Genomic DNA, 24470 nt, shown 5'->3' with positions numbered 1-24470 from the left:
ACGTGAATCTTGAAAAAGCTGTACCTGTCACTCGCAGGGTATCCGAGGTGGAATTACCCCCGAAACTCGAAAACACAGCCTCGGCTACTGTCTCTGGTGCATCCACCCGTGCGACCTGGAGATCCCTTGACACTCGAACTACCCGCTCCCACCCGTCGGGAACGCTGGAGCTGGGGCGCTGTGATCCCAGCAGTCGTGTGCCTCGCATTCTTCGCGATCGTCACGGTGGACCCTCGCTACTTCTATGTCGACGACACCGAATCCGGTGCGGTCGGCAACTGGGTTCAGCTGGGCCATCTGATGCGAGAGGGACAATTCCCCTCGCTGGTTCTGGATCAGTGGATGGCTGGAAACTATCCGGTCGAGGGTCAGGGTGGGCTGTGGAACCCGGTCCAGATCTTCATCAACTACATCGCACCGTCCGTCGACAATCTCGCTTTGCTGGCCACGCTGGTGAAGTTGGCATTCGCGATCATCCTCGGATGGGGCGTCTATCGAGTCTGCCTCGAATACGGCGCGCGCCCCTACTGGGCGGCCGTCGCCGGAAGCGCAGTGCCCTTTGCCGGGTTCACCCTGTACTTCGAGTACCCGTCGTGGGTTACGTCGGTGATCGGAATGGCCTGGGTGGTGCAGGCGTGGGCCAGCGGAATTCGCTATGCCCGCGGCCGGTCGGGGCCGATACCCGTCTTCGTCTTCCTCTATCTCGCGATCAGCGTCGGATACGTCCATGCGGCATTGATGGCCGGAGTGACCGTCGGGGCACTGATGGTGGGCGAATACGTCCGCAGTCCGCAGTGGCGGACAACAGTGAAGCTCGGACTGGTCGGCATCTCGGCCGCCGCCTGCGGCGCGATCACCTTTCTTCCAGGTCTGCTCTCCTCGGCCGTCACATGGCGCACCGGCGAAGAAGGTACGTTCAACGACAATTTCCTGACGGCACCGTGGTCGGAAACACTGACGGCGAGTATTCCGTCGTCCGTCTCGAGCATCGAGTCCTGGACGGGCGAAACCACCTACGCACCGATCACCTACATCGCCTGGTTCGCGATACCGGCACTGGCATTCATCGGCTGGCGGAAAGCACAGGGTTCGCTGCGAGAGTTGGTGACCCCGCTGCTGCTGTTGGCCTTCATTCTGCTGTTCACCGCGGGCCCCAGCGACATCGGCCAGATTCGGTGGCCGGCACGACTACTTCCCTTCGTCGCGGTGTTCTCCCTGGTACTACTCGGTGTGCTGCTGAGCCGATTCGGGACTTTGGACAAACTGCGATCACGCGTCATCGCTGCATCGTTGATCGTGTTCGTCTTGATGATTCGTGCCAGTTCTTCGGGTCCGCAGTACTTCATCCGACATCTCACCTGGGCTGTCGTGATCATCGCCGTCGGAGCACTCGCCATCTACCTCGGTCGTAGATACGGCGCCCCGGCGATCGCAGGTCTACTGATTCTCACCATCGCTCCGGTGACTCTGTATCAAGTGATCGCGTATCCCCAGGCGCTGAACAAGTGGTACCTGCCGACCAGCCAATCCGAAGCCAAGGCGAACTTTCCGGATTTCCCGGGCACGACCCTTCAGCTCGGCAATCGCGCGCTGATCCGAATCGACGCCGAAACAACAGAACTCCCGTGGACTTCGCAGGTGTACGGAAACTACGCCAAGGTGCTCGATCTCGACTACGTCAACGCGTACACCCCGGTCGGCCACGCGGACTTCGCTTCGCTTCTGTGTATGGGATTCGACGGGTCGACGTGCGACGACGCCTACCGAAACGTGTTCAGGCCGGATGAATACACCGGTCGAGCCAGCGCAGACCTGATGCTGCTCGACCGCGTCGTCCTTCAACGGAAGCAGTACCCGGGCGCTGACAACGAACCCGCCCCACCCGGGTGGCACTGGGCAGAAGTGCCCGAGGTCGCCCAGGACCAGATCTACGTCCTCGAACGCGACGCCGGCCCGATCTCCGGTCAACCGGGCCGTGTGTCGGCAACTGTCAATGCCGACGCACAGTCCGAGTACATGAGCGTCAAGAACGAGCGTGTGCGAGTCAGCTCACCGGGCGGTGGCAGCGTGGTATTCGCACGGTTGGCATGGCCGGGCTACACCGCGACCCTCGACGGCGAACCCATCCCGACCAAGGGCCTTGGCGGAACGTACCTCTACGTCGATCTGCCGCCTGGCACCGACAACGCGGAACTGGTGATCAACTTCCGTTCCCCAGGACAGAGGATCGGCTATGTCGGTATGGGCTTCGGGCTCGTTATCCTTGCCGGCCTCTCCGTGATCTACTACCGCGACAGGCGTCAGAGCCGGGACGGGACCTCCGCGATCACCACAGACTCGTTGTAGATGAACGGCTTTCCCATCCACCGCGGAAACGGGAACGACAGCGAGCGCCTGACTACAAGACCGTTGTCCGCACAGATCTTTTCGAGGTCGACGCCGTCGAGGAAGACGGTATGCGTGGGATCGCTGGCGAAGCCACGTTCCTGAGGGCAGATCAGCATGACGGTCGCACCCGGTTCCAGGAATGGAAGGTACTCGGCGACGATGCCGGAAGCTTCTCCCGCCGGCAGGTGCTCGAGGAGATGCGCCATCAGCATTCCGTCGAAGGTTCGCTGATCGCTTTCGGAGTGAAATTCCGCAGAAGAGTACGCCTCGAACCCGAGCGATCGACAGAACTCCACCGAATGTTCGTTGTGGTCCACCCCGACACTGCCAGGGGGAAGATTTCGCAGATTTCGGCCGATCCCGCAGCCGACGTCGAGCACCTCCCGGCCGCCGAGGAAACGTCGGATATTCCACTGATACGGCGCTTGCACGTTCAGAACGCGCTTCCATTTGGCGCCTTGAAGCTCACGCAACCAAGCCGTGTACTCGGTGTCGGTGGTATCACCGCTACCCGTATCGGCTCTCCCAGGAAGGCCTGTGTTCTCGCGATTGTTCTCGCGTCGATCGTTGGTGTGATCTTCGAACTCGGCCACTGGAGACTCACTTTCGTCGAGTGATCCGGATCATAACTTCACGATTCTCCGACATGTACGCCCCCACGCCGAGAAGCCGACCCTCGGCGACGTATACACTCCCCGCCTGTGAAGACCGATGGCACACCCGAGTCGGTGCAACCGCACCGAATTTCCGTCGTCGTGCCGGTTTACCAGGGCGAACACACTCTCAATGCACTCATCGACGAGATACTTCCCCTGACGAAAACCCAGACCACTCCCGGCGGGCGGCCGTTGGTCGTCGAAGAAGTCCTTCTCGTCTTCGACCACGGTCCGGACGGATCAGCTGCGGTCATCCGTGAACTCGCGAGACAACATGACTTCATCCGACCCATCTGGCTCTCGCGCAACTTCGGCCAACATCCGGCAACACTGGCGGGAATGGCGTCGAGTGGTGGCGAATGGGTTGTCACCATGGATGAAGACGGCCAGCACGACCCGGCCGACATCGGTGGACTCCTCGACACTGCACTGGATCAACAGGCCACCCTCGTCTACGCGCAGCCCGTGAACGCGGCACCCCACGGTGCGCTACGCAACGCGGCGTCGAAGTCGTCGAAATGGTTGACCACCAAAATTCTCTCGTCCGAGAACTCCGTGAAGTATCAGAGCTTCCGACTGGTCCTCGGAGAGGTCGGACGGTCGGTCGCCGCATACGCCGGATCCGAGGCTTACCTCGACGTGGCTCTGGGCTGGATCGCGGGAGAGGTCACCACCAGCCCGGTTCAACTGCGTGAGGAACGCGGACGCGCATCCGGATATCACCTCAGAAGCTTGCTGTCGCATTTCTGGCGAATGGTTCTCTCCAGCGGCACCAAGGGCCTGCGAATGGTCAGCTTGATCGGCTTCCTGTTCGCTGTCGGCGGTCTCGTCATCGTCCTCTACGTGTTGGCGTCGTACGTGTTCTTCGACGCCGGCGTCGAGGTACGAGGATGGGCGTCGACGATGATCGTGATGCTGTTCGGTTTCGGGGCAGTGCTCTTCTCGTTGGGTGTGATCGCCGAATACATCGGTGTCGCAGTCAAGACGGCAATGGGAAAGCCGCCGTACCTCATCGTCAGCGACCCCGCGTCAGGCCCGTTGGGGCGCCGGAACGCCACCGAGCCACCCGCGTAACAATGAATGTCCCCACGTGGGTAGTCGGCAGCGGCGGCCTCCTCGGCAGCTCCGTGGCCCGCGAACTCGAGCGCCGTGGGGCCGACATCCGCACCAGCCGCGTCCCGTGGGGCGAACCCGCTCTGGCCAGAGAAATCCTGTTCGCCGATGCCAGGAAACTGGTTACTGACGCCGCCGGCGGCCCGTGGCGAATGGCGTGGTGCGCCGGTGCAGGTGTGAACGGTACGAGCAGTGACGAATTCGCTCGCGAGAACCAACTCATGAAGGACGTTCTCGACGAGCTGGGGACGGCGGACGCAGGCGTCGGGACCGTCTTCCACGCTTCGTCTGCCGGCGGCGTCTACGCCGGAGCTCCCGGAGCACCGCACACCGAAACAAGCGCGACCAATCCACTGGCCGACTACGGGCGAGCAAAGCTCGATGCCGAATCCATTGTTCGCGAATTCGGCTCCAGAAGCGGAACCCGCACTGTCATAGGAAGATTCGCAAATCTCTACGGCCCGGGTCAGAATCTGGCGAAACCCCAAGGCCTGATTTCGCACCTCTGCCGAGGCTATCTGCTGTCGATGCCCATTTCGATCTACGTTCCCATGGACACGCTTCGGGACTACGTCTACGTCTCCGACGCGGCCGAAATGGTGGTCGACAGCTTCACCCGAGCGGAAGCGTCGCAGGAACCGACGGTCACCAAGATCTACGCGTCCGGACGCAGCGTCACCATCGGGGCGATCCTCGGCGCGTGCCACACCGTCTTCAGAAAACGCCCCAACGTTGTGCTCGCCAGTTCTCCACTCGCTTCGGCGCAAGCCCGAGACCTACGGCTGCGATCGATCGTGTGGACTGATCTGGACCAGCGCACACATCGCCCGTTGCCTGCCGGGATAGCGTCGACCCTCGACTCCATCCGCCGCAATCTGGCTGCGCGCTAGGAAGTGGTCTTCTCGCCGGCTGCCACGTATGCCTGCTCGGTCGCGTCCTTCTGCGGACGCCACCACTGTTCGTTGTCGCGGTACCAGTCGATCGTCGCTTCCAGACCACTGCGGAAGTCCTCGTAGCGCGGGGACCAGCCAAGTTCTTTCCGGAGCAGACTCGAGTCGATCGCGTACCTCACGTCGTGCCCCGGGCGGTCGGTGACAAAATCGAACTCGTCGGCGCCACGGCCCAATATCTGCAGAATCGACTCCATGACAGTTCGGTTGTTCACCTCACCGTCAGCGCCGATCAAGTAGGTCTGACCGATCCGGCCACCGTCGATGATCGCCCAGACCGCGCTGTTGTGATCGTCGACATGGATCCAGTCACGGACGTTCAAACCGTCGCCGTACAACTTGGGACGCAATCCGGCGAGAACATTGGTGATCTGCCGCGGGATGAACTTCTCGACATGTTGATAAGGGCCGTAATTGTTCGAGCAGTTCGACAGGGTGGCCCGGACGCCGAACGAACGGGTCCACGCGCGCACCAACATGTCGCTCGATGCCTTCGTCGACGAGTAGGGGCTCGACGGGTTGTACGCGGTCGACTCCGTGAAACGGTCCGGATCGCCCAGTTCGAGGTCTCCGTACACCTCGTCGGTGGAAATGTGGTGATACCTGACGTCGTGCTTGCGCACAGCCTGCAGGAGCGTGAAGGTTCCCACGATGTTGGTCTGCACGAACGGCCACGGATCAGCGAGCGAATTGTCGTTGTGGGACTCGGCAGCAAAATGAACGACGACGTCGGCAGCGCCCACCAGTTCGTCGACGAGAACTGCGTCGGTGATGTCGCCGTGAACAAACGTGATGCGGTCGGCTATCGAATCGAGCGAAGACTTGTTGCCCGCGTAGGTCAGCGCATCGAGCACCGTGACCTCGGCGTCGGGGCGCTCTGCCACCGTCTGATGGACGAAATTGGCGCCGATGAAGCCTGCACCGCCAGTCACGAGAACTCTCACGTTTGCGCCTCCACGATCACCGAATCGAACCGATCTATCTACCGGCCACGCACGATACCGTGCGCCCGAGATTTGTTTCTCCAGCGAACACTGGAACACTTCGAGGCATGCGCGGAATCATTCTGGCGGGCGGCACGGGGTCGAGGTTGCACCCCATCACGCTCGGCGTGAGCAAACAGCTGGTCCCCGTCTACGACAAACCGATGATCTATTACCCACTCAGCACCCTGATGCTGGCCGGGATTCGCGACATCATGATCATCACCACAGAAGACGACGCACCGCAGTTCCAGCGGTTGCTCGGCGACGGCTCGCAGTTCGGCGTCGACCTGACCTACCAGATCCAGCACGAGCCGAATGGTCTCGCACAAGCATTCGTACTCGGAGCCGGCCACATCGGTTCGGAATCCGCGGCCCTCGTCCTCGGCGACAACATCTTCTACGGCCCAGGTCTGGGCAGTAAGCTCACGCGTTTCGAGAACATCGACGGTGGCGCCGTATTCGCGTACTGGGTTTCGGACCCCACGGCTTACGGAGTCATCGAGTTCGACCGCGAAGGCAAAGCCGTCTCGCTCGAGGAGAAGCCGGCGAATCCGCGCTCCAACTATTCGGTGCCTGGCCTGTATTTCTACGACAACGACGTTGTCGCCATCGCCAAGGACCTCGAACCATCGGCACGCGGCGAGTACGAGATCACCGACGTCAACCGTGCGTACCTCGAAGCTGGTCGCCTCCAGGTCGAAGTACTTCCTCGCGGCACCGCGTGGCTCGACACCGGAACTTTCGATTCGCTTCTCGACGCATCGAACTACGTGCGCACGATCGAGGAGCGTCAGGGACTCAAGATCGGCGCGCCCGAAGAAGTTGCGTGGCGGCACGGATTCATCACCGACGACGAGCTACGCATTCGTGCGGAGAAGCTCCTCAAATCCGGATACGGAAAATACCTTCTCGAACTTCTCGACCGCGGCAAGGACTGGTGACATGGCAGATACTCACGTGATGAGCCAGTATCGCGAACTGAAAGTGCCAGGGGCCTGGGAATTCACACCCAAACAGTTCGGCGACGACCGTGGAGTCTTCCTCGAGTGGTTCCGTGAACCCGGATTCTCCGAGATCACCGGCCGCACCCTCGACCTTCAGCAGGCCAATTGCTCGGTCTCGGCTGCCGGCGTCCTACGAGGCATCCATTTTGCCGACGTCCCTCCCGGACAGGCCAAGTACGTCACGTGTGTCAAAGGCGCGATACTCGACATCGCCGTCGACCTCCGCGTGGGATCGCCGACCTTCGGCCAGTGGGATTCGGTCCTTCTCGACGACGTCGACCGCCGAGCGATCTTTCTGTCCGAAGGGCTCGGGCACGCCTTCCTGTCCCTCGAGGACAACTCGACAGTGGTTTACCTGTGCTCGACGGGATACGCCCCCGAACGTGAGCACGAAGTTCACCCCCTCGATCCCGACATAGCGATCGACTGGCCCACCGTGGGTCGCAGCGGTGAGCCCCTGAACATCACGCTCTCCGCGAAGGACACAGCGGCACCGTCGCTTCAAGATGCCGTGTCGGCGGGGCTGCTGCCCACGTTCGGCGAAGGCTGATGGCTTCACCGGATTCGACTGCAACACCCCCCGCCGGAATGACCGGCAGGCCGGGTCCGTTGATGCGCGTCGTCAAGAATCAGGCCCTTGCCTTTCTGCTCGTCGGTGGCGTCAACACGGCGCTCGGAACCGCCTGGTTCATTGCTTGGCAGATCGCGCTCGGCGATCAATTCGGCTACCACTTCGCGATCGTTGCCGGGTACGTCTGCAACCTGCTGTGCGCTTTTGCGATGTACCGCTACCTGGTGTTCGAAGTTCGCGGTCACTTCCTCCGTGACTTCTGGCGATTCGTCGTCGTCAATTTCGGCGCCTTCGTGATCAACCTCGCGCTGATGACCGTCGCGGTCTCGGTCCTGCACTTTCCTCCCATCCCGTCACAACTCGTCATCACTGCGGTAACCGCAACAGCAAGCTTCTTCGGTTACCGCGATTTCTCGTTCAGTCGAAACAAGAGAACAGGCAACTCATGACTCCGCGTGTTTCCGTCGTCGTCCCGGCTTACAACAATGCCGACTACATTGCCGAGACGATCGACTCGATCCTGAATCAGACCTACCAGGACTTCGAACTGATCATCTCGGATCATTCGTCGACCGACGACACCGTCAAGGTCCTGGCGCGATACGCCGACGATCCGCGGATCGAGATCCTGTCGACCGAGGCCGGCGGCGGAGCGAAGCGAAACTGGGACCGGGTCAGCGAAGCCGCGAACGGAGAGCTCCTGAAACTGGTGTGCGGTGACGACACCATCTACCCCGAGTGCCTGGCGGAACAGGTCGCGGCTTTCGACGAGCACCCCTCGGTGGTACTCGTGGCCTCGCAACGCAAACTGGTCGATGCAAACGGAAAGACCATCCTCTCCGCGCGCGGACTTGCAGGGCTGAAGGGACGGGTCACCGGGCGCGACGCGGCCCGAAAGACGGTAACGGCGGGAGCGAACATCTTCGGCGAGCCCGGATGTGTACTCATGAAGCGATCCGCCTTGAAGGCCATCGGATGGTGGGACGACACCAACCCGTACGTCATCGACGAAGCCACGTACACCGCCGTCGCACTCCAAGGCGACGTCTATGCGATCGCCAAGCCCCTCGCGTCCTTCCGCGTCAACGCCGGACAGTGGAGTGTGCGTCTGGCCAAGGATCAGGCACGCCAGGCAGCGGCATTCCACAAAGATCTCCGGGAATCGGATCCGACTCTCGTCTCCGCAATGGACGTCCGAATCGGCGACGCACGCGCACTCGCCACCTCGTTCATGCGTCGCGGCGTCTACATGCTGTTGCGCCATCGCATGTCTTGATCGTTGCCGGTTGGGTAATCTTCACCTTTCACACTCGATGGGATGACGACCGGCGGGACGGACGGCTGGATGACCAAACGTGCGGGCAGACGCGGTCTGTGGACGGCCGCCGTTCTCGCAGCCGGACTCGGCGCCCTCGCACTGGTCGCACCGCCTCTGACGCCTGGCACGATCGAGTCCGCACCGGTCACGGTTATCACCACCACCCCACCGGCGCCGGTTGTTCCGCTCACCCCGGAGGAGCTCTCGGCCCAGGTGGTCCCCACCATCGTCACCATCACCGCGCCGGCCGGATTCACCACCACCGCCGGAACCGGGATCGTGCTCTCCCCTGACGGAGTGGTGCTCACGAATCACCACGTCATCAGCGGGGCCTCGGACGTCACTGCCGTCAGCATGTCCAACGGACTGATCTACGACGCCGAGATCCTCGGGTACGACAGCGTCAGCGACCTTGCCGTCCTTCGACTCGCGGGCGCCACGGATCTGCCGGTGGCTGTGGTCGGCAAATCAGCAGAAGCCACTCGTGGGGATGCCGTCACCGCAATCGGAAATGCGGAAGGCGGCGGAGTACCCGTCCCAGCTCCCGGCGTCATCACCAATCTCGGTGTCACCGTCAACACCCGCAACGTGTCCGACGGATCGCGAAACCAGTTGAAGGGCCTCATCGAGGTCGACGCGGACATCCGGCCGGGCGATTCCGGTGGCCCCCTGGTCAACGCCGTTGGCGAGCTGATCGGCGTCAGCAGCGCGGGCAACGCCGTCACCGACCGCACCGAAACCTCGCCGGCGCCTCAGTCCTACGCGATACCGATCGACACCGCGCTACCGATCGTCGAGCAGGTACTCGGTGGCCGCTCCTCCGAAACCGTGCGTGTGGGACCGACGCCCGTGCTCGGTGTCGCAGTCAAGGATCACGCGGAGATGCCGGCCGGCGCGGAAGTTGTTGCCGTGAGCTTCGATTCGCCGGCCGAGCGGGTGGGGCTGACCAAAGGTGCGGTCATCACCGAGTTCGGTGGCAGCCGGATCGCGTCGTCCGCTGATCTCAACGCGGCGATGAGCTCGCGCCGCCCCGGCGACACCGTCGCGGTGACGTGGGTGGACGCAACCGGGCAACCCGGGACCGGTTCGCTGGTCCTCGACGAGGGGCCACCTCGCTAGTCGGACAAGGCGCCAGCCGTGAAAGCATCGTGGCATGACCACGGTTCTCCTGCTCACCTGTGACGGCGCCGCCCGCGAGGCGGATGTCGAAAGCAAACTCGTCATGGAAGCTCTCACCACCTACGGCGTTGCGTCGACAATGGCGCCGTGGTCGAGCCGGTCCCTCCTCGATATCGACGCCGACCTGGTTCTGATCCGGTCGACCTGGGACTACACCCAGCGCCTCGACGAATTTCTTGCCGTTCTCGATCAGCTGACCGCCCCGATCGCCAACCCGCTCCCGATCGTCGAGTGGAACGCCCACAAGGGATACCTCACCGAACTTGCCGCGGCCGGCGTACCTATCGTCCCAACCGCTGTGATCGCTGCCGGAAAGAGCGAAACACTCACCCTCCCTTCGTTCGAGGGTGCCGACGTCATCGTCAAGCCTGCAGTGTCCGCCGGCGCTGTCGGAGTGGGAAAGTTTGCCGCCGGGTCCGAACAGGCCCACGCTCACCTCAGTTCAATCCTCGAGAGTGGCAACGACGCTCTGGTCCAGCCCTTCATCTCGGACGTCGTAGACGGCGAGCGCTCGATCATCCACCTCGGCGGACGCTACTCCCACGCCGTCCGGAAGATCCCGGCCACCAACGACTTCCGCGTGCAGGAATTCCACGGCGGAACCAACTACCTCCACGAGCCTTCCGCCGCCGAACTCGCGGTGGCCGACGCGGCACTGGCCGCGACCCCATGCGGCCCCGGCGAATTGCTTTATGCGCGTGTGGACGTCGTGGGGCCGGTGGATCAACCACTGCTCATGGAAGTGGAACTGATCGAGCCCGAACTCTTTCTGCCATTCGCCCCGGGATCTGCCGACGCCCTCGCACGGGCAGTTGTCGCGTCTCTAGGTCTGTGAAGCGCCTCGGAGTGCCTTCTTGTCGACCTTCCCCAAAGCAGTGAGCGGCAACGCTTCCACAATTGAAATCTCCTTGGGCGCCCAGATCGGGCCCTTGTGTGATCTCACGTGTGCGACGAGCTGCTCGGGCGTGACCGACCATCCCGTCTTCAGTACGACTGCCGCGGTAACCGCTTCTCCCCATTGAGGATCGGGGACACCGAATACTGCACAGGCGGCCACTGCGGGATGATGTCCGAGTGAGTCCTCGACTTCGCGCGGGTAGACGTTGAATCCACCACTGATGATCGTGTCCTTGATGCGGTCGACGATCGAGATGAGCCCAGTTTCGTCGATCCGAGCAACGTCGCCGGTGTGCAACCATCCATTCGCGAGCGCTGCAGCGGTTTGTTCAGGTTTGTTCCAATAGCCGTCCATCACGAGCGGACCTCGCACACAAAGCTCGCCGGGTACGCCCGTCGCGGTCTCGTTTCCCTGCTCGTCGAACAACACCACTTCGACACCTGGCATCGCGCGCCCACAACTCCCCAGAACTGCGGGATCGTCCGTGTGCTCACGTGTATCGAGCACCGTCAACGCATTCGGGGCTTCGGCCTGACCGTAGTGCTGGCTCAGGATCGGCCCGAACACCGCCCCTGCCTGCGCGAGCCTGGTGGGGTCGATGGGTGCAGCGCCGTAAAGCATCCAGTTCAGCCCGGACAGATTCGCATCCGACAGGCGTGGATGGTCGAGCAAGGCGTAGAGCATCGTAGGAACGACGAATGTAGCTGTGACTCCGTCATTTTCGATGGCGTCGACAACCCTGTCCGGGTCGAACGACCTGTGCAACTCGAAGCTTGCACCTCGCTGCAGACCGGGTGCGACGAGCAGACCGGCAGCATGAGACATCGGCGTGGTGAGCAGCATGGTGGTATCAGCCGGCCACTCCCACGTGGTGCAGGCCCAGGCATTGGCGACCAAAGATCGGTCCCTGAGCATGACGCCCTTCGGCTCACCGGTAGTTCCACCGGTGTAGAAGAGATACAAAGCTCGACCCTGACCGCCGAAGTCTGAACCTGTTCCCGCCGTAGCCAATTCACACGCTGATTCGAGGGCTGACAGTGACATCACTCGAGTCTGCGCCGCTTCGGCGCGCGTCTGGAAGTGTCCGTCGGCAACCAACAGGAGATCGGTACCACTGTCTTTCAGCACCATCCTGTCGTTCTCTTCGGTCGCGAGCGGATGGAGTGCCGTGTAGCGCACGCCCGCCAGACACGCTGCCGCCATGACCGTGAATGCTTCAGGACACGGACCCGCAAGCAGGGCTACCCCGCCTCCGTCCGGCAGAGCGAGGCTACTGAGGACACCTGCAATCCGCTCGATCTGTTCCGCGGTCTGCCGATATGTCAGCTCGGCCCGATCACCGTTCCGATCCGTGAATCGAAACGCGATGTGGTCTGGTCGGCGTCGCAGCGCCGACAGAATCAGATCCGCATATCCCGCTTGCTCGTGCAAGCCTGGCGCCATCGGTTCATCGTTCATCATGTCCGCGTTCATCGTGGCCCTCCCAAGATCGTGACCGCGGCGACGGCTTCCTCGATGCCGTAGAGACCTCCGCCGTTCTCTGCGACCGCGATTCGAGCCCCGGGAACCTGTCGCCGCGCTGCTTGTCCACGCAACTGCGTGACAAGTTCGAAGACCTGCGCTAGTCCCGTTGCCGAGACCGGATGACCACGGGATTCGAGCCCACCTGACGGATTGACCGGACGCACGCCTCCCAATGAACTCGCACCGGACGCAGACCACGCGCCGCCCTCACCGATCGGGCAGAACCCCAAATTCTCGACCTGCTGTACTTCACCGAAGGCCGTGGCGTCGTGGACCTCTGCCACATCCACATCGCCTGGCCCGACTCCGGCTTCCTCGTATGCGCTCATTGCCGCTCGGCGACCGATGTGACTCTCGACGTCATCTGCGGCCCGATCCGTGCCTGACACCAAGCTGCAACCGAGTACCCGCGCCGCCCGCCGAGAGGAATCATGCCTTCGCGCAAAGTCTGCAGTCGTCACAACAATTGCCGCCGCACCGTCACTGACGGGCGAACACATCGGAACGGTCAGAGGCCACGCGACTCGCCTCGCGGCAAGCACCTCGTCGACAGTGAAGGGTTTGCGAAAGTGCGACCACGGATTGTGCACGGAATGCGCATGATTTTTGGCTGCTACGGACGCGAGTTCGAACTCGGTCGTTCCGAATCTCTCCATGTGCGCCCGAGCAAGAGAAGCGTAGATCTCCATGAACACCGACCGCTCACCCTGCGATCCGAGTTCACCCGGCACCGGAGCGGAGAGTGAGGCAAGGCCGGCGAGCGTCTCGTCGCGATGCGCAACGTCGAGTGCACCGTCGAACACCTCCAGACTTCGAGCGGGATCCGAGCACACCAGCTTGTCCACCCCGACCGCCAATGCGACCTCGGACAGACCGGCGCGAACGTGGGCGATCGCCAGCCAGAGTGCCGTTGCCCCGCCGGCGCAGGCATTTTCGACATTGACGACCGGGACTCCACCGAAACCGTAAGGCCTCAAGGCAATCTGGCCTGGGATCATGTGCTGCCGGTCGATCGCCTTCTGACTGACGGTCGCGTAGAAGACTGCACCGACGTCACCGCGGGTCAGGCCCGCGTCTTCGACGGCGTCGATCGCTGCACGCCCCGCCAATTCCGAGGCCGAGGTATCCGCGTGCCGCCCGAAGGGAGTCGCGCCGACACCGAGAACCATGACTTCGCCGCTCACGCCACCACTCGATTCCTCAATACACCGAGGCCGGCGACCTCGAGTTCGACTACGTCTCCCGGTTCGAGGAACCGCCCGTGTTCCAAGCCGCATCCACTCGGCACGGTGCCGGAACAGAAGACTTCACCCGGGTACAGCCGCGTGGAAGTCGAGGCGAACGAAATCACGTCCTCGAAACGATGGTCCATGTCGGCGCTGGTTCCTCGGCTCACCTCGTCTCCGTTGATTCTCGCGGTCATCTCGAGCTGGTACGGGTCTCCGACTTCGTCGGCCGTCACGATCCAGGGGCCGAGGGCATTCGCGTTCGAAAAGTCCTTGCTCTTACTGAGACCGAGTCCGGTGGAGATCTCCTCGAGCTGAGTATCGCGGGCGCTGAAATCGTTGAAGATGGTGTAACCGAAGATATGCGCAGGGGCATCCGCTCGTGAGATGTCGCTTCCACCGCGCCCCAACACACAGGCGAATTCGAGTTCGTAATCGCGCAGGCTCGAGTACTCGGGCCACACGACCTCAGATTCGTGTCCGGTCACCGCCAATCGGTTCGCTATGTAATACAGCGGGCGCTCCAACTGGATCTTCGGCAGTTCGACGTCCTCGAGTGCGACCCCTTGAATTCGGGCGCGAGCGTTGCGGAAGTGATCCATGAAGCAGCCGAAGTCTCGGATCTGGACCGGCTGAGGAAGCGGCGACATCCAGCGCACATCACCCGCGTCGACGATCGCACTTGCCGGCTGCTCGTCTGCGAGCCGATCCAGGATCTCCCGTGCCGCCGGACCACCTTCGATGATGGTCTGCATGGTTTCCAGTTCTGGAGCCGGTTTTCCCGTCACATCATGATGAGCTCGCTCGAGTAACAACAGTTGCTCGCCGCTGCCCGTCACCAGAGCCGTCTGCTGGGTCTTTTCGTATTCGACGGTCGCAAGTTTCACTGTGAGTCAATACCTTTCACTGAATTGTTCGTTAGGTGAGGCAGGAATTTTGCTCAGACGAACGCGACCACACGAGCCGGGGCAGCGCTGGCTCGCGCAAGCTTGATCGGGAAAAACGCCACATGAAATCCCGAGGGCGGAAGCGCGGCGAGGTTCGCCAGTTGCTGAACGATGAATACTTCACGTTCGCGTCCGGCCCGGTGCCCGTCCCAGAGAACCGAGTTGTCGCCGGTGTCACGAAATTTCTGTGCCATGACTGCAAAGCTCAAGTCCCAGCCGGCAGCGTCGGTGCCCAGCACCTTCGCGCCTTGCTCGGCGAGAAACAGCGTGCCTTCGCGACTCATCCCTGGATACTGAAAGAACCCTGGATCAGCCAAGGTGAAGCTCTCTTGTCCGGTACGGAGCAACACGGCACCATCCTGGGGAACGGACGCACCGTTTTCCGCCAGGGCAGCTTTCAGCGCGTCCACCGAGATCGGCTGATTCGCCTCGCACCGGCCGCGCAGGTCGAGCACCACTGTCTCGCAGAACAATTCATCCAACGCGATGTCTGTGATCGTGCGAGAAGGCTTACCCTCCGAGGTTGATCCGTAGTGCAACGGCGCGTCGACGTGTGTGCCCAGATGGCTGTTGAACTCACTCAACATCTCCGATCCCCACCCCTCACCGTCCGGAAGATCATGAATTCCGCACTGCAGTGCTGCCGCGAACTCGTCGCGTCCGGCACCTGCGGGGTGCGAGTAGGTCACCGAGGGGGCAACGACGGAAGCCAGTGCCTTCAAACCCTCGGGGAGCAGTTCCCGATCGGCCGGATCGAGAGTTCTAGTCAGATCGATGAGTTCCATGTCCGCCCATTTCCGTTAAGTTATTGGACGCTCAGCATAGAACTGGACGATCAACATAGGCAAGAGGGTGTCGCGAGAGGAATACGGCCGTCCGATGACCGGCCTCGTAGCATGAGTGCCGGTGCGCAGGTCTCGGCCCCGACGGGCACGTCGACGTCACCGCGTGCCGGAATTGGCTGCACTCGAGAACGAAAGAAGGCAGGAACACCGAATGGCGTCGACACGCAAGCAGGAGATTTCCGAGGAAACCAGACGGCGACTGGTGAAGGCCGCGGCCGAACTGGCTGCGGAAGGCGGGTCGGCCGCTATGTCCGTACAAGCCGTGGCGGAAAGATCCGGCATCAGCCGAGGGTCTGTGGCCTGGCACTTCGGATCGAAAGACGGGCTTCTACGAGCCGTCGTCGAGGACGCATTCCGGTGGGGCATGGAGAAGTTGCGCGCAGAGTTGGCATCATCCTCGGCGACCGGAATCGAAGCATTGATCGAAGCCAACTTCGTGTTGATGTCGTACCCCGAGGCACGAATTTTCTCGACCATCCTGATCGAAGCCGTGATTCCCGGGTCCACCATCCGCGAGACCTACGCAGAGCAGTACGTCGCAATGCGAACGCTGTACGCGGACTACCTGCGTTCGATCGACACACCGGTCGCCAATCCGGAGTTGGTTGCCGTCACCCTTCTGGCCGGCACTCTCGGGATCAACCTCCAACATCGCCTCGATCCCGACAACGTCGATCGACGTTCGGCGGTAACCGAACTCGAATCGATCTATGCCCGCGCGATGGCATCTACCGCAACGTCAGGGCACGAGAATCCGGCAGCACACGAGAATCCATAGGCGAACCGGAAGTTCAACTTCCCGAACAACTTTCGCCCGCAGCCTGGGGCGGGATCGCATCGAGCCTGGAGCGAATGAACCTGGCAACGTCACGTAGCGCGGCGCGGCTCTCCGGCAAGCCAGGCCAGACGGCGGGAAATGCGTGAACCTGGCCGTTCCAGATCTGCAGCGAGCACGGCACCCCCGCGGCGGCGAGCCGTTGCGCCATCACCTCCGAATCGACTCTGAGCACCTCGGATTCGGCGGCGATCAGCAACGACGGCGGCAACGCGGCAAGATCGCCGTCGACGGGCGAGTTCGTCTGTCCGCCAAGCTTTCCGATCGCCATCAATGCCGACACCGGGGCGATCACGTCGCGTCGAGCGTTGGCATGGACCGATTTGGTGGTGCAATCGAGATCGAGGAGCGGTGAGAGCCCGACCAGGCCGGCCGGAACCTCGAGCCCCGCGGAAACTGCTGCAAGCGCCGTCGCGAAGACCAGGAAACCTCCGGCCGAATCACCAACGAAGACAACCTTTTCCGGAAAAGCTCCCTGTTCGAGAAGCCACCGGTATGCATCGAGGCAGTCGTCGACGGACCCGCTGATGCTCGTACTCGGCAACTGCCGATACGCGATGTGCAGGACCGGAAGGCCGGTTCGCTTGGCGATGCCGGCAACGACCGGCCGATGCGTGTTGAGCCCGCAGCACATGAACCCGCCGCCGTGCAGGTATAGAACTACACCGTCGCGCAGATCGGCCGTCGAGCCTGCTGTCCGGACGAGTTCACCGTCGAAACCTGGAAAACGAATCGCTTCCCGATCGATCCCGGAGGGAATGCGTACACCCGCGGCCGAGTCCAGAACTGCGGCGCGGCGCATTGCGCCAGGCGTCAGCGGCGCGATCCCAACTACGGGCCGAAGCATCCATCGACACGCGTTGTAGAGGACCTGCGATTCGATACTCGGCCTGCCGTATCGAGTTCCGGTCCTACGACTGACTGTCGGCAACAGAGACATCTGTCCAGATTAGAAGCGATCAGGCACCGAAGAGGTCGACTTCGTCGAGATCGTCGACGATCGTGACCTTTCGTTTCCGCCCGCCGATGACCTTGCCCAGACCGCGCAGTCCACCGGACTGAGCTTTCGGGGCGGGTTCGATGCGCTGCGGCGCAACTCTCGTCCGCGCTGCGCGCTGTACGGGCTTGGGTGCGGGAGCTGATGCCGGTGCCTCCGGAACGACGGGCGCCGCCGGAACCTCGGGTTCGGGAATCTCTGCTGGAACGACCGCTTCCGGCTCCACGAAGCCCTGAGCAACCGGGGCCTCGGGCGCGACCTCAGCCACCTGCTCCACCTGCACCGGTCCGTCGATCACCGGGATGTCCGACGCCCAGCGGACCCGATACTCGAGGCCGCGCGATGCCAGTTCACGCGCGAGATCCGCGTGCCAGACCCCGTCTTCGCCGTCGCCGTATGCCCGTGCGTCGGAACTGACCCAGATGACGTCGACCTCCGGGTTACGGTCGGCGAGATCGAGCACGGTCAGCCAGTTCAGCGTCGCCGGGTAGCCGTCTCTCTTCTTCTTGTCGGTATAGGGCCGACGCAGCGAGATCGCCCTCTCGGCCACCTCGAGATGCGACACGTCGACTGGATCGACCACTTCGACGCCGATCGCCACGAGGTCTTCGATCACGTCGTCGACGTAGCCGTCGGCCTTGTCGTGAGCCGCGTCGACGAACCTCGTGAGGTCGCGCCGCAACCCCAGTCGGTCGTACATGCGCGCCTGGACGCTCAGGGCCGCGATCATCTCCGCCGATTCCTCGCGGTAGCGGCTCGCAACTTCGAGGACGACCAATCGCGGCACGACGACGCGGTGTCCGAGTGCGCGAGCGTCGGCGATGGCGGCGTCGAACCGTGCGCCCCTGGTCAGGGCCGAAGAATCGAGAACGATGATCATGGGCTCGATTCTCTCCCACGAAACCGGACGAATGCGCTAATCCACCCCGAACCGTTACTTGATCTTGAAGATCACTGCCCGCTGAACGATGAAGTTGATGACCGTCGCGGTGCCCTGTGCGATGACGAAGGCCAGCGGCATGCGCCACCACTCGTCGGCGAGCACATGCACCATCAGCGCGTTGAGCCCGACCTGAACCGCAAAAGTGACCGCGTACAGCACGACAACAGCGATGAAGCGGGCGCGAGAAGGCTCGGCCTTGAACGTCCACCGCCGGTTGATCAGATACGCCGTCGTAGTGCCGGCGATAAAGCTGATCGACTTGGCCACGCTCAGATCGAGGCCGACGACCTTGAACAGGAATGCGTACAGCCCGTAGTCCACGACCGCCGACAGCCCACCCGTCGCGACGAACCGGACGATCTGCGTTTTCAGGTCCATCGCGTCGTCGGCGATGTCCGTCGTGACAGGAATCTCGACGGGCAGCGGGACATGGGGTTCGTGCTGGTGACTTGCAGGTGTTTCGGGCACGACGACGAGAGTAACCACTCGAGTCGGAGCCGTCGGCACTACTCCCAGGTAACCTCTACCTTGATGTCCACGACAGCAGAAGAGACGCCGCAGCCGGCTCTCCACACCCAAGCCCGCACCCTCACCGGTTGGGGACGCACCGCCGCCACCACCGCACAGGTGCTGTCCACCCCCGACGTGGAAGTGATCGCCAACGCGGTCGCCCAGGTTGCGGAACAGAACGATTCCAAGCCATCGCATCTGCGACGCGGCGTCATCGCGCGTGGCCTCGGCCGCTCGTACGGCGACCCGGCGCAGAACGCCGGCGGGCTGGTCATCGACATGAATGCACTCAGCCGCATTCATCGCATCGATCGCGACACCGCCCTGGTGGACGTCGACGCCGGTGTGAATCTGGATCAGCTGATGAAGGCTGCTCTGCCGTTCGGCCTGTGGGTTCCGGTCCTGCCGGGTACTCGCCAGGTCACGATCGGCGGCGCCATCGGCTCGGACATCCACGGCAAGAACCACCACAGCGCAGGTAGCTTCGGCAACCACGTCGTGTCGTTGGATCTGCTGACGGCCGACGGCAAGGTTCGCACTCTCACCCCCAAGGGCGGGCGCAACGATCCCAAGGCCGCGCTGTTCTGGGCCACGATCGGCGGCATGGGCCTGACGGGCATCATCCTGCGCGCCACCATCAAGATGACACCGACCGAGACGGCGTACTTCATCGCCGACGGCGACGTCACCAACAGCCTCGACGAGACCATCGCGCTGCACAGCGACGGCAGCGAGGCCAACTACGAGTACTCGAGCGCCTGGTTCGACGCGATTTCCGCGCCCCCGAAGCTCGGCCGTGCGGCAGTCTCGCGCGGATCTCTGGCGAAGCTCGACCAGCTTCCGGCCAAGCTGCAGAAGAACCCGCTCGCCTTCGATGCGCCGCAGTTGCTGACGTTCCCCGACGTCTTCCCCAACGGGCTGGCCAACAAGTTCAACTTCACCGCGATCGGTGAGGTCTGGTTCCGCAAGTCCGGCAAGTACCGCGGCAAGGTCCAGAATCTGACGCAGTTCTACCACCCGCTCGACATGTTCGGTGAGTGGAACCGGGCGTACGGATCCAACGGATTCCTGCAGTACCAGTTCGTGGTTCCGCCGGAGGCGGTCGAAGAGTTCAAGAAGATCATCGTCGACATCCAGCGCAGCGGGCACTACTCGTTCCTCAACGTGTTCAAGCTGTTCGGCGAGGGCAATCAGGCGCCGCTGAGCTTCCCGATCCCGGGCTGGAACATCTGCGTCGACTTCCGCATCAAGCCGGGCCTGAACGAGTTCGTCACCGAACTCGACAAGCGTGTCCTCGAATTCGGTGGGCGCCTGTACACGGCCAAGGATTCGCGGACGTCCGCGGAAACTTTCCACGCCATGTACCCGCGCATCGACGAGTGGATCGCGACGCGCCGCAAGTACGACCCCACAGGCGTTTTCGCCTCCGATATGTCCAGAAGGCTGGAACTGTGATCAACGCTGTAGGTAACCCGCAAACCGTTTTGCTTCTCGGTGGAACCTCCGAGATCGGCCTCGCCATCTGTGAGGAATACCTGAAGAAGGCGCCGCTCCGCGTCATTCTGGCGGCACTTCCCGGCGATCCGGGACGCGAAGCTGCGGTCAAGCAGCTCGAAGCGAAGGGTGCCACCTCGGTGGAGCTCATCGACTTCGACGCCGTTGATTTCGAATCGCACCCGAAGGTGATCGACCAGGCGTTCTCGAACGGGGACGTCGACGTCGCGATCGTCGCCTTCGCATTGGACGGTGACTCCGAAGAGCTGTGGCAGAACCAGCGCAAGGCGGTTCTGGTCGCAAACGTGAACTACACCGCGTCCGTCTCGGTCGGTGTTCTTCTCGGCGAGAAGATGAAGGCTCAGGGCTTCGGCAAGATCATCGCGATGTCGTCGGTTGCCGGCGAGCGCGTCAAGCGTGCCAACTTCGTCTACGGCTCCACCAAGGCGGGCCTCGACGGTTTCTACCTCGGACTCGGCGAGGCTCTCGCGGAATTCGGACCGCAGGTCACCGTCGTCCGTCCCGGCATGGTGCGCACGCAGTTCAGCGCCCACGTCAAGGAAGCTCCGCTGACGGTCAACAAGGACATCGTCGCGAAGCTCGCTGTTGCCGCCTCGGACAAGGGCAAGGAAATCGTCTGGACTCCCGGCCCGTGGCGTTTCGTCATGATGGGTCTTCGCCACGTGCCGCGCCCGATCTTCCGGAAGTTGCCGGTTTAAGCTCCTCCCGTGCCAGAAACAACGACTGCTCCGAGTACAGAACTTTCGACCCCGTCGCCGTGGCGTAATGCCGCGGCGACGGTGGTGGAAATGGCCCTCGGAGCGCTGGTCGCCGCTGTTGTAGCCACTGTCGGGCTCTTTGCTTTCGGCCGAGTGCAGTGGCCGGCGTTCACGTCTTCCAACGTCACGCAGGCCGTCACGACGGTGCTGCAGGTGCTCTGCATCGCAGTGGTCGGTGTTGCGGTTCTGATGTTCCGCGCCCGCAAGGCCGAGCGGGTCGCAAAACTCCTCTCGTGGGCCGGGCTCTCCGGTTTCGTCACCACGACGCTCGGACTTCCCCTGGCCGCGACGAGTCTGTATCTGCACGGCGTCTCGGTCGATCAGCAGTTCCGGACCGAGTACCTGACCCGGCTGACGGATTCGGCTGCGCTGCAGGACATGACGTACGTGGATCTGCCGCCGTTCTACCCGGCCGGCTGGTTCTGGATCGGTGGACGCGTCGCGAACCTGCTGGGCATGGACGGTTGGGAAGCCTTCAAGCCCTACGCGATCGGCTCGCTGGCTGTCGTCGCCGTCGTTGCACTCGTGTTGTGGACCAAGCTGATTCGACGCGATTGGGCCGTAGTCGCAGCGTTGGCCGTCACTGCCGTCGTGTTGGCGTACAACTCCCCCGAGGCGTACGGCGCCGTCATCAACCTCCTGATCCCGCCGGTGCTGATCCTCGCGTGGGGCGCATTGGACCGGCCGGGGGCGTCTCGATTCGCCGGTGCCGGCGCGATACTCGGGACGGGCCTGTTCCTCGGTTTTGCCGCAACCGTCTACACGCTGTATCTCGGATTCGCCGCGTTCGCAGTGACTCTGATGGCAGTCGTTGCCGCAGTACTTGCCGCCCGCGCTCAGAACACGTGGAAAGCCGCACTGGGTCCCCTTGTCAGGCTCGCCGCAATCGCGGTGATCTCGGGTTTGGTCGCTCTGACGGTCTGGGCACCCTACCTGTTGAAGGCACTCTCGGGTGCGACTGCAGAATCCGGCACGGCAATGCACTACCTCCCCGATTCCGGTGCGGTGCTGCCCTTCCCGATGCTGAGCTTCACCCTCGTCGGCGGACTGTGCCTACTCGGCACGGTCTGGCTGATTTCTCGTTTCCTCTTCTCCCGCCGCGCCCGGGCACTCGGTATCGGTGTCATTGCCGTGTATCTGTGGGCACTGCTGTCGATGACGTTCACCGTTGCCGGCAGTACGCTCCTCGGTTTCCGACTGGAGCCGGTTCTGATCGGACTCCTTGCCGCCGCCGGCGTGTTCGGATTCTTCGAGTTCGCCGGTTGGATCGTCCTGGCCACCAGCGAAAATCCCCGCGTCAAAGCGGTACTGGTTGCACTCGGTGTCATCGGAGCCATCGCCTTCGCGCAGAACATCCCGCAGGTGCTGGCGCCGGATATCGCTGTGGCATACAGCGATACCGACGGCAACGGCGAGCGCGGGGACAAGCGACCTCCAGGGGCCGAAGCCAATTACGCGGACATCGACCGGATCATCCGCGAACAGTTGGGACGCGATCCCCATGACACGGTGGTACTCACGGCCGACATCGGCTTCCTGAGCTTCTACCCGTACTTCGGTTTCCAAGGGCTGACGTCGCACTACGCAAACCCCCTCGCCGATTTCCGTGCCCGCGCCGCACTGATCGAGCAGTGGTCGGAACTGAAGACCCCTGACGAACTGATAGCTGCGCTGGACGCGTCGCCGTGGCGCAGTCCCGACGCCTTCGTCTTCCGCCAGGGCGCCGACGGGTACACACTGCGGTTGGCCGAGGATGTCTACCCCAACGACCCGAACGTCCGCCGCTACACGGTCACGTTCCCCAAGGAACTGTTCGACGATCCTCGTTTCACAGTCACCGAGCAGGGCCCGTTTGTGGTCGTTACCCGCTCTGACGCGATCTAACCAGGAGATACGTCACAAAAGGCTTACCGTCGGGGTCGTTGACGCGACCCCGACGCACCCCTAACTTCATACCGTGACCCGAACCGATGCCCGAGCGGCAATGATCGATGCAGCCGAGCGTCTGGTTGCCGAACGAGGTCTGGCCGCTCTGACGCTTCGTGATGTTCAGACCGAAGCCGGACAGGCCAACAAATCGGCTGCGCAGTATCACTTCGGTTCACGTGAAGGTTTGCTGGCGGCCGTCGTCGAGTCCAGAATGCGACCTGCCGGTGAGCGTCGACGCGAGTTGCTCGACACGATCGATCTCGACGCGAATCCACCGACGATGCGTGCCCTCGTCGAGGCTCTCGTCCTGCCGTTGGCGGAACAGACCATCTACCGCGAGGGCACGTTGTACGCACGGTTCCTGGTGCAGTCGATCTTCGACCCGGCCATGTCGTCGACCATCCGTGATCACATGCAGGCCGAGAGTTTCCGCGAAGTTCAGCGGCGGATAGTCACTGCGTCCTCGTTGCCGGCAGAGATCGCCGAACTTCGGGCGGCAACTCTGACCGTGCTCGCCGTCGTCACTTTTGCCACGTGGGAGGGTCGCGTCGACAGCCGAGAACGTGCTCACGTGATTGTTGCCGACCTGATCGAAAGTTGCCTCGGAGCACTCTCGGCCCCGGCTGCGCAAATCTGACACGCTGTCCGGCGAGTTTGTTTCCGAAACTGCCGGGGTACTCAGCCCCTCCAAGCGCAGTCGAGCAAACGGCCGCATCAACCACCGGCGGGGTAGGTGATGACAGTGAGCGAACTCGTTACGCAAAGCCGCGAGCTTGTACCGCATCGTGCAGTTCTCGATTCCGCAGAACATGTTCTGGTCATTGCGCGCGGCAAACCGTTCGGGCGCGAGCAGGCCTTCCACGAAGTGTTGAGCGTCGCGATTCGCAATCGCATCGAAGTACTCACCCTGGCAAGGGCTCTCATCGACGTTTCCGAGTCCCGCGACTACCGCGCGATCCCGACCGACACCGCACACACCGTTGCGGTGCTCGAATGGGGTGAGCTACTCGAGATCCCGACCGAACACCACGAGAAGTCCAGAGCCGAATCGGCTGGAGACGCCGATGAAACGAACGACTTCGACGATCCGATCGAGCCGGAGTATCTGGTCGAGACCGACGTGGGCGGACGCGTCGTCTTCGTCGCCCTCGCGTTCACGATCGGCGGGATAGTCGGATTCTTCGCGCACGACTGGGCGCTTCTGCTTCTGATCACCGCCGTGTACCTCGTGTGGATCGCGGCACGGCTGGTCGCGAAACTCGTCAGTGTTTCCCGCAGTGCCCATTGGGCGGACGCCGAGCCTATTCGTGGCACCGATTCGACAACTCACAACGCGGAACGCTCCCACCACCACGCTGTTGCAGCGTGAGGGCGGGAG

General features: G+C 62.7%; 24 protein-coding genes. 15 read left to right on the top strand and 9 right to left on the bottom strand.

Annotation, left to right across the window (positions count from 1 at the left end):
• The first annotated feature begins 126 nt into the window (after positions 1-126).
• Positions 127-2346 carry a hypothetical protein gene (locus tag RE4_RS24985; RefSeq protein WP_060939562.1) on the top strand — a complete coding sequence of 740 codons (2220 nt, stop codon included), beginning with the start codon at positions 127-129 and terminating at the stop codon, positions 2344-2346.
• Here the strand turns inward: RE4_RS24985 and RE4_RS24980 are convergent.
• Positions 2301-2981, bottom strand: coding sequence for a class I SAM-dependent methyltransferase (locus RE4_RS24980; RefSeq protein ID WP_081098428.1), 681 nt, complete (start codon positions 2979-2981; stop codon positions 2301-2303). The two genes, RE4_RS24985 and RE4_RS24980, sit on opposite strands and share 46 nt — an antisense overlap.
• Positions 2982-3089: 108 nt before the next feature.
• Between RE4_RS24980 and RE4_RS24975 the strand changes: the two genes are divergently transcribed.
• Together RE4_RS24975 and RE4_RS24970 are read left to right on the top strand one after the other, a co-directional pair.
• A complete protein-coding gene (locus RE4_RS24975; RefSeq protein ID WP_223257872.1) occupies positions 3090-4118 on the top strand; it encodes a glycosyltransferase in 1029 nt (342 codons plus the stop codon).
• A 2-nt stretch (positions 4119-4120) separates the two neighbouring features.
• Entirely contained in the window at positions 4121-5047 is a 927-nt protein-coding gene (locus tag RE4_RS24970; RefSeq protein ID WP_020905795.1) for an NAD-dependent epimerase/dehydratase family protein, read from the top strand.
• Here RE4_RS24970 and rfbB read toward each other — a convergent pair.
• Positions 5044-6051 (bottom strand): dTDP-glucose 4,6-dehydratase, encoded by a 1008-nt coding sequence (gene rfbB / locus RE4_RS24965; RefSeq protein WP_024488303.1) that lies wholly within the window; start codon positions 6049-6051, stop codon positions 5044-5046. The two genes, RE4_RS24970 and rfbB, sit on opposite strands and share 4 nt — an antisense overlap.
• A gap of 107 nt (positions 6052-6158) precedes the next feature.
• On the opposite strand from rfbB, the gene rfbA reads away from it, so the two are divergent.
• The 6 genes from rfbA (at position 6159) to RE4_RS24935 (ending at position 11000) form a co-directional block, all read left to right on the top strand.
• Positions 6159-7034, top strand: a complete 876-nt coding sequence (gene rfbA / locus RE4_RS24960; protein ID WP_020905793.1) for a glucose-1-phosphate thymidylyltransferase RfbA — start codon at positions 6159-6161, stop codon at positions 7032-7034.
• Between the two features lies 1 nt (position 7035).
• A complete protein-coding gene (locus RE4_RS24955) occupies positions 7036-7647 on the top strand; it encodes a dTDP-4-dehydrorhamnose 3,5-epimerase family protein (protein WP_223257871.1) in 612 nt (203 codons plus the stop codon).
• The gene (locus RE4_RS24950) at positions 7647-8117 is read left to right on the top strand and encodes a GtrA family protein (protein WP_020905791.1); all 471 of its coding nucleotides are present in this window, start codon (positions 7647-7649) and stop codon (positions 8115-8117) included. The genes RE4_RS24955 and RE4_RS24950 overlap by 1 nt, the downstream gene beginning before the upstream one ends.
• Positions 8114-8944: a glycosyltransferase family 2 protein gene (locus RE4_RS24945; protein WP_020905790.1), complete on the top strand. Its 831-nt coding sequence runs from the start codon at positions 8114-8116 to the stop codon at positions 8942-8944. Before RE4_RS24950 ends, RE4_RS24945 begins: the two co-directional genes overlap by 4 nt.
• 69 nt (positions 8945-9013) lie before the next feature.
• Positions 9014-10105 carry a S1C family serine protease gene (locus RE4_RS24940; protein ID WP_046379739.1) on the top strand — a complete coding sequence of 364 codons (1092 nt, stop codon included), beginning with the start codon at positions 9014-9016 and terminating at the stop codon, positions 10103-10105.
• Positions 10106-10139: 34 nt separating this feature from the next.
• Positions 10140-11000, top strand: a complete 861-nt coding sequence (locus RE4_RS24935) for an ATP-grasp domain-containing protein (protein WP_060939552.1) — start codon at positions 10140-10142, stop codon at positions 10998-11000.
• Here RE4_RS24935 and RE4_RS24930 read toward each other — a convergent pair.
• From RE4_RS24930 to RE4_RS24915, 4 genes are read right to left on the bottom strand one after another with little or no spacing between them, the layout of a single operon-like run.
• Complete coding sequence (locus RE4_RS24930) at positions 10989-12524, bottom strand: AMP-binding protein (protein ID WP_238076863.1); 1536 nt, start codon at positions 12522-12524, stop codon at positions 10989-10991. The genes RE4_RS24935 and RE4_RS24930 overlap by 12 nt on opposite strands.
• An 8-nt stretch (positions 12525-12532) precedes the next feature.
• Entirely contained in the window at positions 12533-13771 is a 1239-nt protein-coding gene (locus RE4_RS24925; RefSeq protein ID WP_020905787.1) for a thiolase family protein, read from the bottom strand.
• On the bottom strand, positions 13768-14700 hold the full coding sequence (locus RE4_RS24920; protein WP_060939550.1) for a fumarylacetoacetate hydrolase family protein: 933 nt from the start codon (positions 14698-14700) through the stop codon (positions 13768-13770). The genes RE4_RS24925 and RE4_RS24920 overlap by 4 nt, the downstream gene beginning before the upstream one ends.
• A gap of 53 nt (positions 14701-14753) precedes the next feature.
• Positions 14754-15545 (bottom strand): cyclase family protein, encoded by a 792-nt coding sequence (locus tag RE4_RS24915; RefSeq protein ID WP_060939549.1) that lies wholly within the window; start codon positions 15543-15545, stop codon positions 14754-14756.
• A gap of 211 nt (positions 15546-15756) precedes the next feature.
• Here RE4_RS24915 and RE4_RS24910 point away from each other — a divergent pair, with 211 nt between their 5' ends.
• Positions 15757-16383, top strand: a complete 627-nt coding sequence (locus RE4_RS24910) for a TetR/AcrR family transcriptional regulator (RefSeq protein WP_124566830.1) — start codon at positions 15757-15759, stop codon at positions 16381-16383.
• 13 nt (positions 16384-16396) lie between these two features.
• Here RE4_RS24910 and RE4_RS24905 read toward each other — a convergent pair whose 3' ends face one another.
• The 3 genes from RE4_RS24905 to RE4_RS24895 are packed head-to-tail and all read right to left on the bottom strand — an operon-like array spanning position 16397 to position 18848.
• A complete protein-coding gene (locus RE4_RS24905; protein ID WP_060939548.1) occupies positions 16397-17380 on the bottom strand; it encodes an alpha/beta hydrolase in 984 nt (327 codons plus the stop codon).
• A 19-nt stretch (positions 17381-17399) separates the two neighbouring features.
• Entirely contained in the window at positions 17400-18317 is a 918-nt protein-coding gene (locus RE4_RS24900; RefSeq protein WP_046377746.1) for a PIN domain-containing protein, read from the bottom strand.
• A 54-nt stretch (positions 18318-18371) separates the two neighbouring features.
• On the bottom strand, positions 18372-18848 hold the full coding sequence (locus RE4_RS24895) for a GtrA family protein (protein WP_078377459.1): 477 nt from the start codon (positions 18846-18848) through the stop codon (positions 18372-18374).
• A 63-nt stretch (positions 18849-18911) separates the two neighbouring features.
• Here RE4_RS24895 and dprE1 point away from each other — a divergent pair, with 63 nt between their 5' ends.
• The 5 genes from dprE1 (at position 18912) to RE4_RS24870 (ending at position 24461) form a co-directional block, all read left to right on the top strand.
• Positions 18912-20345: a decaprenylphosphoryl-beta-D-ribose oxidase gene (dprE1, locus tag RE4_RS24890; RefSeq protein ID WP_060939547.1), complete on the top strand. Its 1434-nt coding sequence runs from the start codon at positions 18912-18914 to the stop codon at positions 20343-20345.
• Positions 20342-21103: a decaprenylphospho-beta-D-erythro-pentofuranosid-2-ulose 2-reductase gene (dprE2, locus tag RE4_RS24885; protein WP_019746424.1), complete on the top strand. Its 762-nt coding sequence runs from the start codon at positions 20342-20344 to the stop codon at positions 21101-21103. Before dprE1 ends, dprE2 begins: the two co-directional genes overlap by 4 nt.
• Positions 21104-21193: 90 nt before the next feature.
• Positions 21194-23047 (top strand): galactan 5-O-arabinofuranosyltransferase, encoded by a 1854-nt coding sequence (locus tag RE4_RS24880; RefSeq protein WP_060939561.1) that lies wholly within the window; start codon positions 21194-21196, stop codon positions 23045-23047.
• 73 nt (positions 23048-23120) lie between these two features.
• Entirely contained in the window at positions 23121-23729 is a 609-nt protein-coding gene (locus RE4_RS24875; protein ID WP_024487671.1) for a TetR family transcriptional regulator, read from the top strand.
• Positions 23730-23828: 99 nt separating this feature from the next.
• Positions 23829-24461, top strand: a complete 633-nt coding sequence (locus RE4_RS24870) for a hypothetical protein (protein WP_019746421.1) — start codon at positions 23829-23831, stop codon at positions 24459-24461.
• The last annotated feature ends 9 nt before the right edge of the window (positions 24462-24470 follow it).

The sequence above is a fragment of the Rhodococcus erythropolis NBRC 15567 genome, from assembly GCF_001552595.1.
Classification (GTDB): domain Bacteria; phylum Actinomycetota; class Actinomycetes; order Mycobacteriales; family Mycobacteriaceae; genus Rhodococcus_F; species Rhodococcus_F erythropolis.
This window is presented reverse-complemented; position numbering and strand designations above follow the sequence as displayed.